Here is a 12,054-nt window from a genome sequence, read left to right on the forward strand (position 1 = left end):
CGCCCGCCGCTTCGGGACGCCACGAGTCACAGGCGCCGCCGTTGGGAAAAGTTAGGGCACTGAATATAAAACAAACAAAATACAAATGATGGATTTTCATAAGGGCAGATGGCGATTGGCCTTAGGCCGTCTGGTGAATTTGCGGTATATCAACCGTTGGATCATTTTTAGTGCGGACCTTTTCGTTTCGCTCTCCGTGTCGTTGCTGGGCGTACTAGGAATGTTCTCCATTCTGCATATACGTATAGGAGAGTCTGATGTGCTGAAAGTAGGCCTCTCCTCATTTGTGGGCAGTATCGTTTCGTTCTTGCTGTTCAAAGCATATCATGGGGTTATTCGCCATTCCACGCTGCGTGGCTTGTGGCGGATCGGTGGTGCTGCGATCGGCAAGTCGCTCTTAATGTTCCTGCTGCTTTGGCTGTTGAAAGCCCGTTTCAGCCCTTCTATCTATTGGTTGGGTGGAATCATGGACAGTACGTTGACGATCGTGATGTTGGTCACGTTGCGTGTCTTCGTGATCAATGTCTATAACAGCGTCCTCCTGCAACTCGGCAAGAAACGCAAGCGGGTACTGGTCTTTGGCACGGAGGAGGAGAGCGTGATGATCGCTACCTCGGCGAACCGTCAGGTATTCATGCAGAATTATAGCATCATGGGCTTCCTTTCCTTTGGCAATTCCAAGAAAAGCATCCGGATCGCGGAGTTACCGGTCTACCAGATCGAGAACGTGGAGGATCTGTATCGCTTGATCCCTCGCAACAGCTTGGATGGCGTTCTCTTCCCCAATATAAAGGTTGCCCATCAGGAGCGTGACCGTTTGATCCGTTATTGCGAGCAGGCCTCCTTGAAGACATTGGTAGTCCCGGAGATGGAGGAGCTACGTGGAGGTGAGGCGAAGCGTTCTGTTCGAGAGATCCGTATCGAGGATTTGCTAGGTCGTGAGGAGATCCATATCAATCTGGATGAGATCGGCAATCTGTTGGAAGGGAAGACCGTGCTTGTCACGGGAGCCGCCGGCAGTATCGGTAGCGAGATCTGTCGCCAGCTGGCTCATTTTCCGATTAAGAAGTTGGTTTGCTTCGACTCCGCTGAGACCCCGATGCATAATCTTCGTTTGGAATTGGAAGAGAAATACAAGGAACTGAACTTTGTTCCGGTGATCGGCGATGTTCGCAGCCCGGACCGTGTGGATTATGTGTTCCGCAACTGGCACCCCCAAGTGGTGTTCCATGCGGCGGCCTACAAGCATGTCCCCTTGATGGAAGAGAACCCCTGCGAGGCGATCCGAACAAACGTGTTCGGTACTCGTGTGATGGCAGATGCCGCTGTAAGCTATGGCGTGGAGAAATTTGTGATGATCAGTACGGATAAGGCGGTGAACCCCACGAACATCATGGGATGTAGCAAACGCTTGGCCGAGATCTACGTACAGAGTCTGAGCCTTGCGATTGAGCGAGGAGAGGTGAAAGGCGAGACACGTTTCATTACGACCCGCTTTGGCAATGTTCTAGGTAGCAATGGGTCGGTTATCCCCCGTTTCCGTGAACAAATCGCTCAAGGAGGTCCCGTGACGGTCACCCATCCCGATATCATCCGTTACTTCATGACCATCCCGGAGGCTTGTCGTCTGGTATTAGAGGCCGGTACAATGGGTAAGGGCGGTGAGATCTTTATCTTCGATATGGGTGAGCCGGTGAAGATAGCGGATTTGGCGAAGCGCATGATTGAACTGTCCGGGTTGCAGGTAGACAAGGATATCGAGATCAAGTATACTGGTCTTCGCCCCGGCGAGAAATTGTATGAAGAGCTACTGAACAACAAGGAGAACACGAAAGAGACCCCTCACGAGAAGATTCGAGTAGCGGCGGTTCGTGAGTATATCTATAAGGATGTAGTAGAACATATTAATGTATTAACCGAATTGTCTCTCCGTGTCCAAATCCTTTTGATGGTGAAGGAGATGAAAGCCTTCGTCCCTGAGTTCAAGAGCCAGAACTCCCAGTTTGAGGAGTTGGATTGAATTGATTCGCCATCTCATCCTGTCGATTAATTATCCATATAGGATAACGTTTGCCAAACTCGAGTATCTCGGTTTTGGTAATGCACTTACTGAGCCTGCCCAATATGACAAGCATAAGTATGTCTTCAAGTTTATGCTTGAAATTGCCTTTCCCGGTTCTACGGTATTCAGGTACTGAAGTTACGAACTCTCTTAGATGTTTCATGATGCTGCCACTCGGACAGTCGAAGTGCTTTTTTAGTATTATTACACCTAAAAACTTCTATATCAATTGAATGAATCGTATTTTTTTCGATAGCAAAAATACAGGCGGAAGACAAAACCGACATCACGTCGCTCTTGAAATCCGCCTATAAAAAATCTTTTATATGATTAAAAAGAAACACCGAAGACGGTGCTTCGGCATCCCCGTTTCAGCGGCCTGTATCAGTTGGATATCCCGAACAAGGAGGTTCGGATCGGCTTGATGCGCAGCTTGTTGCCTAACTATGTGCAACGCCCCGCCGAGTTGAATACGTTGGTGGCGGAGAAGATTTATAATGGCGATATGGACGACGCTTTAGTTTTGATGCGCACGGTTCTCTCCACGATCCCCTATTGCGAGAATACGCATTACGAGGGACATTACCAACAATTGCTTTATGTGATTTTTACGTTGATAGGCAATTATGTGGACGTAGAGGTCCGTACCCCCAAAGGCCGTGTGGATATGGTGATGCGCACCCCGACCACCCTCTATGTCGTGGAATTAAAGTTGAATAAAACCGCGGATACAGCCCTTGAGCAAATCCATTTGCGCAATTACCCGGAGCGCTTCGCCCTTTGCGGATTACCCATCGTAAAGGTTGGGATCAATTTCGATACGGAGAAGCGAACGTTGGGGGATTGGGTGATTGAATAAAGAAGGTAAACGCAATATTTTTTACTGAACTCGGTTAAGACACTTTTGAAGTGTCTTAATGAGGAGTATGTCCTAAATTGAATACTTACTACCTGTTACTTTTGGTATAAAACAAACAACTTAACTGTGAATCATCTTTTTGAAAATCAGAAAGATGAAAAGTACTTTAGGGCTAAAAAAAAAATAATCAATATGAATAAAGAAATCAAGATCGCCGTGGCCGGAACCGGTTACGTGGGATTGAGTATCGCTACCTTGCTGGCACAACATCATCCGGTGACAGCGGTGGACGTGATACCGGAGAAGGTGGATCTTATCAACCGTAAGAAATCACCGATTCAAGATGAGTATATCAAGCGATATCTCGCTGAGAAAGATTTGAACCTGCGAGCTACGCTTGATGGCGAGGCGGCTTATCGTGATGCCGATTTCATAGTCATTGCGGCTCCCACCAATTATGATCCGCTGCGGAATTACTTCGATACACATCATATAGAGGATGTGATCGATTTGGTATTGAACGTCAATCCGGATGCCGTGATGGTCATTAAATCAACCATTCCTGTTGGGTATTGCCGTTCGCTTTATGTGAAGTATGCTCTCAAGTTTATGACAGATCCATCTCTTAAGGGACATTATTTCAATCTTCTATTCTCTCCAGAGTTTCTTCGTGAAAGCAAGGCCTTACTTGATAATTTGGAACCTTCGAGAATTATCGTGGGCTATCCTAAAGTACTCCCCTCTGATCAAGATAGAAACTGGGATGAGGAGAATGCGGCAATTGCAGCTATTGGCAATCCAAATGCGGAAGATTACGCCAAGATCTTTGCGAATCTTCTTCAAGAGGGTGCAATCAAGGAGAACGTTCCGACTCTATTCATGGGTATGAAGGAAGCAGAGGCTGTCAAACTCTTTGCCAACACCTATCTCGCTCTTCGAGTTTCTTATTTCAATGAGCTTGATACCTATGCGGAAGTAAAGGGGCTCGATTCACAGGCAATTATTAATGGCATTGGTCTCGATCCACGTATTGGCACTCACTACAATAACCCGTCATTTGGTTATGGTGGTTATTGTCTCCCAAAGGATACCAAGCAACTTCTTGCCAATTATGAAAACGTGCCACAGGCTATGATGTCTGCGATTGTGGAGTCTAATCGTACCCGAAAGGATTATATTGCCGATGCCGTACTTCGCAAGGCTGGCTATTACAATGAAAATGCTGTATGGGATGCCGCTAAAGAGCATGAATGTGTTATCGGTGTGTACCGCTTGACTATGAAGTCTAACTCTGACAACTTCCGCCAGTCTGCAATCCAGGGTATCATGAAGCGTATCAAGGCCAAAGGCGCAGAGGTCATAATCTATGAGCCAACTCTTGAAAATGGTACTTCATTCTTCGGCTCTCTGGTAATCAACAATCTTGAGGAGTTCAAACAGAAGTCAAAGGCCATCATCGCCAACCGCTATGACTCATGCCTCGATGATGTGATTGAGAAGGTTTATACTCGTGACATATTTAAGCGTGATTAACTCATGGTACAGTATAATGTAAATCTTGAGGGCAAGACCGTTCTCGTTACTGGAGCAGCAGGCTTTATCGGATCTAATCTCGTTAAGCGTTTGTTTAAGGATATAAAGAATATCAAGGTAATCGGTATTGACAGCATCACAGACTACTACGATGTCAACATCAAGTACGAGCGTCTCAAAGAAATAGAGGCTCTTAACCGAGATTGGGAGTTTGTTCATGCAAGCATCTCAGATAAGGTTGCTGTCGAGAAGATATTTACTGACAACAAGATAGCTGTTGTCGTAAATCTCGCAGCTCAGGCAGGAGTTCGTTACTCTATCACCAATCCTGATGCCTACATAGAGAGCAATCTTATCGGTTTCTACAACCTTCTTGAAGCTTGCCGTCATCATGAAGTTGAACATTTGGTATATGCATCATCATCATCAGTCTATGGTTCTAATAAGAAGGTTCCATATTCAACAGATGACAAGGTGGATAATCCAGTCAGCCTGTATGCTGCCACCAAGAAGAGTAACGAACTTATGGCACACGCTTATTCGAAGCTTTACAATATCCCATCAACAGGTCTTCGTTTCTTCACTGTATATGGACCTGCAGGCCGTCCTGATATGGCCTACTTCGGATTCACCAACAAGCTTCGTGATGGCAAGACCATCCAGATCTTTAACTATGGAAACTGCAAGCGTGACTTTACCTATGTCGATGATATCGTCGAGGGTGTAGTTCGCATCATGCAGCACGCTCCCGAGAAGCAGAATGGAGAAGATGGACTTCCAATCCCAGCGTACAAAGTATATAATATCGGTAACAATTCACCTGAAAACCTTCTTGACTTCGTCTCTATCCTACAGGAGGAGCTCATCCGTGCCAAGGTGCTACCGCAGAACTACGATTTTGAGGCTCACAAGGAACTTGTCCCAATGCGGCCTGGTGACGTATCTGTAACATATGCAGATACTACACCTCTTGAACAAGATTTTGGATTTAAGCCATCAACTTCTTTGCGTGATGGTCTTAGAGCATTTGCAGAATGGTATTCAACATATTATATATGCGTTGATAAATGACCATTTGTGCATTCCTTAAAGAGTAATTGATATATTATTTTATTTGAATCTGCATTATAGTATGTGGATCTGTGGGTTCAATGATTATTCCGCACAATAAAAATAATTCAGAGTGAAACACGCTTTTTTATTTTCAAATTAATCATATGTTAGATAAATCAAGCAAAATATATGTTGCAGGCCATAGGGGCCTCGTAGGTTCCGCAATTTGGAACAACCTCTTGCGGAGAGGCTACACCAATCTCGTAGGTCGCACTCACAAGGATCTTGATCTCACAGATCAGTATGCTGTAAAAAAGTTTTTCGATGAGGAGCAGCCTGATGCTGTAGTACTAGCAGCTGCCTTTGTAGGTGGCATCATGGCCAACAGTCTTTATCGTGCTGACTTTCTGATGATGAATATGAAGATCCAGTGCAACGTTATTTCCGAGGCATATGCTCATGATGTGAAGAAACTCCTCTTCCTTGGCTCTACCTGTATCTATCCTAAGAATGCGCTTCAGCCCATGAAGGAGGACTGCCTCCTCACTAGTGAATTGGAATACACCAACGAGGAATACGCCATTGCCAAGATTGCTGGTCTCAAGATGTGCGAGTCGTACAATCTCCAGTACGGTACCAACTATATTGCCGTAATGCCTACCAACCTCTATGGTCCTAATGACAATTTTCATCTGGAGAATTCGCACGTTATGCCAGCCATGATGCGTAAGGTTTATCTCGCAAAGCTCATCAACGATGGTAATTGGGAAGCTATTCGCAAAGACCTCAATATTCGTCCTGTAGGAGCAAATATCAAGGAAAATCGTTATGTCATTGATGGCAACAGTTCAGAAGCTGAGATTCTCAAAGTCCTTTCCTTCTATGGTATAGAGCACAACAAGGTGAACCTCTGGGGCACAGGTAAGCCTCTTCGTGAGTTCCTCTGGAGTGAGGATATGGCAGACGCATCAGTTCACGTTCTTCTCAACGTTAACTTCTCCGACATCATTGGTATCGAGAAATACTCATCAGTCCATTACGGCAACAAAGCGGATGGTGTAGTTGATCGCAACCACTCAACTGGTCGTGGTGGCGCAATCCCAAGCCTTGGCGAGATCCGCAACTGTCACATCAATGTGGGTACAGGGAAGGAAATCACCATTTGCGAGCTTTCAGAACTTGTAGTCAAGGCAGTAGGTTTCACCGGAACAGTTGAGTTTGATACCGCTAAACCTGATGGTACTATGCGTAAGCTCATAGATGTCAGCAAGCTTCATTTTCTTGGATGGACACATAAGGTTGATATTGAAGATGGTGTTCAGAAGCTTTTCGAATGGTACGAGGAGAGCATAAGTTGAAAACAATTCAATAACGCAAAAAATACAATTATGTCAAAGAATATTGCACTTATCACAGGTGTTACTGGACAGGACGGTAGCTACCTCTCTGAATTTCTTTTGGCCAAGGGCTATGAGGTCCATGGTATCATCCGCCGCTCATCAGTAGATTTCCGTGAGCGTATCGCGCACCTCGAAGGAACTCCAAATTTCCACCTGCATTATGCTGACCTCACCGACTCTATGTCGCTTGTGAAGCTTGTGGACAAGGTGCAGCCGACAGAGATTTATAACTTGGCTGCTCAGTCTCACGTTCAAGTGTCTTTCGATGCTCCTGAGTTTACTGCAGAGGTAGATGCAACAGGTGTTCTTCGCATACTGGAGGCTGTCCGTACCAATCACCTTGAGAAGAGCTGTAAGATTTATCAGGCATCAACTTCTGAGCTCTATGGTAAGGTAGAGGAGGTTCCCCAGAACGAGAATACCCCATTTCACCCATATTCACCATATGCTGTCGCTAAACTCTATGGCTTCTGGATTGTGAAGGAGTATCGTGAGGCATATGATATGTTCTGTTGCTCAGGCATACTCTTCAACCACGAGTCTGAGCGTAGAGGCGAGACATTCGTAACCCGCAAGATAACTCTCGCTGCTGCACACATTACCCAGGGTAAGCAGGATTGCCTCTACCTTGGCAATCTAGACTCCCTTCGCGACTGGGGGTATGCCAAGGATTATGTTGAGTGTATGTGGCTTATCCTCCAGCACGATAAGCCAGAAGATTTCGTTATTGCTACAGGTGTACAGCATACTGTTCGTGAGTTTGCTACTCTCGCTTTCCATCACGCTGGTATAGAACTTAGTTGGGAAGGTGAAGGCATTAATGAGAAAGGTATTGTAATATCTGGCCCTGAATTTCTTGTAGGCAAGGTCGTTGTAGCCGTATCTGAAGATTTCTATCGTCCTACCGATGTGGTGAATCTCTGGGGCGATCCAACCAAGGCTAAGAATGAACTTGGTTGGAATCCTATGACCACCACCTTCGAGCAACTCGTCGAGCTCATGGTTAAGCATGATATGGCTAAAGTCGCTGCTGATCATGCTGCTGAAGGTGTTCGCAAGATGAACCTTGCTGAGTATCTTGAAAAAGGTATCGTAAAGTAATATTCCAATTTGGAAAGTCGTTGTATAGGTAGTACATTTGTATGTGGTTCATACCACCAACGGCTTCAAATAGCTCCTTAAAAGGAGGGTTGTTCTGTCATAGAAGGCAAGGATATGACGTGTTTGCGTGGAAAATGCATGGTTTCGGTGGAGGTAGATACTAGGCACTTGTGGTGTTAGACAGTAAGATATTTTGCCATAATCATCGAGAAGCCATAGAACTTCATGTTCGAAGACAATAATATCAATCAGAACTTTGCCATTCCTAGATATGATGAAGTTATATCATAAGCGATAGAATTTATTTACAGAAAAAGAAGAATTCCAAAGATTTTTTTCATGCGTAATGAATAAAAGGGAGACTCTTGAAAGTACTCCTCAATATTGGATCTTTATGATATGCATGTTACTGTTTAGTATCGGAACATTTCTTTCAAAGTAAAATTTCATTGTTTCTGTCGGATTTAGGAATTTGTAATACGATGTTCTGAAGGTTGACATATGTAAATGTATGAAAAAAACATTCGTTATTAGTCTTATTTTTATTGTTTGTGGTATATTAGGCTTTGTTTGCCAATTGTTGTATGCCTATTTCTTTGGCTCAGGGAAAGAGATGGATATTTATTTTTCGTTGCTCTCCATTCCTGCGATTATAACAGGTGCGTCTGGTGCTGTTTTTTCATCTTTGTTTTTCCCTATTTTTGCTCGAATAGATTCAGTTGAGTTAGATTCTTATATTTGGACTATAAAAGAGTGTGTATCAAAAATAGCATTGCTTATAGCTGTTGTTGGCTTTGTAATTACATATTTTAATATGGATTACATTGTTGGTCCCATAGAAAAAACATATTATAATCTTTCTTTATTGTTGGCTTTTTTATTGTGGATTAATGCATACATGTCAATCGTTAATGGTTTTCTTTCTTCTGTTCAAAATTATTTCAAAAATTTTTTAATTGTATCTTTATCTCAGTTACTAGTATACATTTTTATCATATTATTTGTGCTTATTCTTCATCAGGTTATAGGAGTAAATTCTATTGCTTTTGGTATGCTATTTTCAGCCTTTATTTCTTATATAGTAAATCGATATTATGGTAATTTATTCAAGAAATCCCAATCGTATACCAAAATGGACTCTTTTGTAGTTGTCCAAAATATTATACTAATAATTATATCTTTTTTTCCATTCCATTCGTTTGCTTCAATTGCATATTTGTGGGCCGGACAACTAGATTATGAAGGTGGCGTTTCGCTTTTAGGTTATTCTCATAGTTTTTGCGGTTTTCTTTCTGTTGCTGCAAGTATGGGGTTGTCAACCGTTTCTTTCCCTGATCTTGCTAGGTCTCTTTCTTCAAAGAATAAGGAAATAGTTAACCAAGGATTTATTAATTTTTGGAAACAAATAGAAGCCGTCGTTGTTTTTTCAACATTTGTTGCTGTTTTTGCATCCGTATTTGCTTGCCCAATAATAAGTGTTCTTTTTTTAAGAGGGGAATTTGATAATGAAGCTGTTATTGGATTATCTTCAGTTCTTCCTATATATCTTGTGAATGGAGTGCTGATTGCAATAATGAATTTGACGAGGAATGTTTTTTATTCATTAAATAAGCAAAAAATATTTGCGGTTTTTAGTGGGTTAGTAACATTTATTTTCTTTTTTTCTTCGATTATATTTTCAACACAAGTAAATTATATCTTTGTTGGATTTGTTGAGACTATATCTATGGGATTGTTTGCTTTGATTTCTCTATTTTATATAAATTCATTAGCAAAAGTGTTTTGGTTTAAAGATATAGTAAAGTTGCTTAGTCAAATTGTTTTATTAATTTTAATTGCAATATTCTTGTATCTCTTTTATAAAAATATTCTCAATTATTATTTGAATAATATAGTTTGTTTACTGATAAGTGGAGTCTTGTATACAGTTTTAGCAGATTTGCTTTTATGCAAGATTTTAGTTAATGAAATGATTTTGTCTGTCAATGAAAAAATTGCACATGTGATAAAAAGTAAACTTTTTTGAAAGTTTTTTGATGATATTTTATTGGTGTTTGGCTATGATTATCTAATTGTAATTGTTAGTGATGAATGGCTTGTGTTGATGATAATGTACAATGTTTTTGCTTAGTTAATTATATATATTGGAATTCGATTAATTGCTAAACTTTTAATCCTATGGATGATATTAATATGGATATAATATTGTTGTGTTTTCAAGTTTTTGTATGGGTATCATGTATATTGAAGTTATGGAATAGGAATAGATTTTATGCCATTTTTTGTATGGTTCTTTATTTGTATTTATTACCGACAGAAATTACTTATAGATTTTTTCCATATCTATATGATGCATACTGGGAAAAGATGTTTGGTGTGAATTGTATTGGTTTGTTAACTTTTCATTGATTACGTTATTTATAGTCCTAAATCATACATCCAAAATTCATAAGGTCTATAATGTTGTATATTATAGGAGGAGAAATTCAAAATCAATAGTTTATTTTTTTGTTCTTGTGTTTAGTTTTTTAAGTTCATATTTATTAGTTACCAATATGGTGAAAATTTCTTACCAATCCTTAGTGGAAAATGGATCGATGGGAAACGAGAATATTTTGATGACTATAATTGACCAAATGTTTAAGTGGTTGCCTGCTTTCGTGATATTCCCAATGGTTGCTATGGAACAGAAAAAATGGTATATGCAAGTTTTTACTGCATATAATATTCTACTTTATACTATCTATAATATTCTATCAGGATCTCGTTCTGATATCCTTGCAGTTGTATTGGGACTTGTACTTTTATGGATATATGGACGTAAGATAAGGATTAAACAAGTTTTTGTTTTGTCTTTTATCGCTATTACGTTTCTATATTTAGCGAGTTTTACTTATTCGTTAAGAGGAGGTGTTAATGAGGGGACATTGGAAGAAATTTTACTTAAACAAGATTATACAGCGCCAGCGTATAATTTGGTTGGTGTTATTGGCAAAAATATTATTGATCCATTAATGGTTATTAATTCTCAGATTATAAAAACATTTCCATTATTGGGAGGTGATTGGTTATATTTTTTGATTGCAGATTCTCTTTTTCCTAGTTCTCAAGTAAGCGCCTCTCAGGGATGGGCTTTTCATCCTTTTGCTGAAGGTTATATCTTTTGTGGCTTTTTAGGGTTTGTATATAATGGATTGGTGATAGGTTTAGGATTGTCAATATGGAATCGTTTTATTTTAACTAATAATGAAAGATTTAATCGATTTATGTTCGCAATTATGGGATGCATTTTTTTCTCATTGGTGAGATCACAGTCTGTGAATTTCTTTAGGTATATGTATTATATGTTTATTCCATCAGCCTACATATATTCTCGATTATCTAATATAAAGATCAATTATCGGGGGTTCTTGCGATAACCCCCTAATAAGCAGAACTAAACATCACGTTTATGATATTTACAAGAAAAGATCTGCAAGAATATTTAAAGCGAGATAATCTAGGGTTTGGTTCCCAGACTTTTTATAAGCGTATGATAAAAAGATTGGGAGGATATGAAAATTATTATATATATGAATTTTTTCGTGTATTGAGGCATTATGAATTTTACCTAAATTTAGAAAAACGTACTCTATTGGAGAGGGTATTTCTGTTGTATTGGAAATATAGATACAATCACAGCAGAATAAAATCAAATATGTTTGTTGCTCCTAATACTTTTGGGCCAGGTGTCATGATTGTACATCTAGGTTTTCTTCGTTGTGATAGTTGGATTCATATTGGAGAAAATTGCACAGTTCTTCCTAATGTTTTATTTGGAAAACGTAATGCTATGAATTTTGGCTCTAAATGTAGTATCAATGTAGGAAACAATGTTTATATTTCTGTCGGAGCAATAATCTTGGGACCTATAACAATTGGCGACAATGTTGTTATTGGGGCTGGATCTGTTGTAAATAAGGATATCCCTAATAATGTAATAGTAGCAGGTGTTCCTGCAAAGCAAATTGGATTTACTTTGTCAACAAATTAAGGTGGAAAAAAGT

Annotated in this window: 8 protein-coding genes and 1 pseudogene; all 9 read left to right on the forward strand. The window is 40.5% G+C overall.

Going from position 1 to position 12,054, the window contains the following annotated elements; all coding sequences use genetic code 11:
• Positions 1-85: 85 nt before the first annotated feature.
• The 9 genes and pseudogenes from BHV83_RS13835 to BHV83_RS13875 all read left to right on the forward strand — a co-directional run bounded on the left by BHV83_RS13835 (position 86) and on the right by BHV83_RS13875 (position 12,041).
• Positions 86-2,020 (forward strand): polysaccharide biosynthesis protein, encoded by a 1,935-nt coding sequence (locus tag BHV83_RS13835; protein ID WP_122382464.1) that lies wholly within the window; start codon positions 86-88, stop codon positions 2,018-2,020.
• A gap of 418 nt (positions 2,021-2,438) precedes the next feature.
• A pseudogene (locus BHV83_RS13840) lies at positions 2,439-2,921 on the forward strand (PD-(D/E)XK nuclease domain-containing protein); the annotation flags it as partial.
• 192 nt (positions 2,922-3,113) lie between these two features.
• Positions 3,114-4,454: a UDP binding domain-containing protein gene (locus BHV83_RS13845; protein ID WP_005867682.1), complete on the forward strand. Its 1,341-nt coding sequence runs from the start codon at positions 3,114-3,116 to the stop codon at positions 4,452-4,454.
• A gap of 3 nt (positions 4,455-4,457) precedes the next feature.
• Entirely contained in the window at positions 4,458-5,525 is a 1,068-nt protein-coding gene (locus tag BHV83_RS13850; RefSeq protein ID WP_005867683.1) for an NAD-dependent epimerase/dehydratase family protein, read from the forward strand.
• 146 nt (positions 5,526-5,671) lie between these two features.
• Entirely contained in the window at positions 5,672-6,865 is a 1,194-nt protein-coding gene (locus BHV83_RS13855; protein WP_005867684.1) for a GDP-L-fucose synthase family protein, read from the forward strand.
• Between the two features lie 30 nt (positions 6,866-6,895).
• Positions 6,896-8,008 (forward strand): GDP-mannose 4,6-dehydratase, encoded by a 1,113-nt coding sequence (gene gmd, locus BHV83_RS13860; RefSeq protein ID WP_005867685.1) that lies wholly within the window; start codon positions 6,896-6,898, stop codon positions 8,006-8,008.
• 511 nt (positions 8,009-8,519) lie between these two features.
• Positions 8,520-10,034 (forward strand): lipid II flippase MurJ, encoded by a 1,515-nt coding sequence (locus BHV83_RS13865; protein ID WP_122369004.1) that lies wholly within the window; start codon positions 8,520-8,522, stop codon positions 10,032-10,034.
• A 529-nt stretch (positions 10,035-10,563) separates the two neighbouring features.
• Positions 10,564-11,427: a hypothetical protein gene (locus tag BHV83_RS13870; RefSeq protein WP_233554131.1), complete on the forward strand. Its 864-nt coding sequence runs from the start codon at positions 10,564-10,566 to the stop codon at positions 11,425-11,427.
• A gap of 32 nt (positions 11,428-11,459) precedes the next feature.
• On the forward strand, positions 11,460-12,041 hold the full coding sequence (locus BHV83_RS13875; RefSeq protein ID WP_122369006.1) for an LbetaH domain-containing protein: 582 nt from the start codon (positions 11,460-11,462) through the stop codon (positions 12,039-12,041).
• Positions 12,042-12,054: the final 13 nt, after the last annotated feature.

Source organism: Parabacteroides sp. merdae-related_45_40, assembly GCF_001915675.1.

Bases quoted from the DNA above. Each gene is read 5' to 3' on its own strand.
- BHV83_RS13835 (WP_122382464.1), top strand. From the start codon at position 86: ATGATGGATTTTCATAAGGGCAGATGGCGATTGGCCTTAGGCCGTCTG.
- BHV83_RS13845 (WP_005867682.1), top strand. From the start codon at position 3,114: ATGAATAAAGAAATCAAGATCGCCGTGGCCGGAACCGGTTACGTGGGA.
- BHV83_RS13850 (WP_005867683.1), top strand. From the start codon at position 4,458: ATGGTACAGTATAATGTAAATCTTGAGGGCAAGACCGTTCTCGTTACT.
- BHV83_RS13855 (WP_005867684.1), top strand. From the start codon at position 5,672: ATGTTAGATAAATCAAGCAAAATATATGTTGCAGGCCATAGGGGCCTC.
- gmd (WP_005867685.1), top strand. From the start codon at position 6,896: ATGTCAAAGAATATTGCACTTATCACAGGTGTTACTGGACAGGACGGT.
- BHV83_RS13865 (WP_122369004.1), top strand. From the start codon at position 8,520: ATGAAAAAAACATTCGTTATTAGTCTTATTTTTATTGTTTGTGGTATA.
- BHV83_RS13870 (WP_233554131.1), top strand. From the start codon at position 10,564: ATGGTGAAAATTTCTTACCAATCCTTAGTGGAAAATGGATCGATGGGA.
- BHV83_RS13875 (WP_122369006.1), top strand. From the start codon at position 11,460: ATGATATTTACAAGAAAAGATCTGCAAGAATATTTAAAGCGAGATAAT.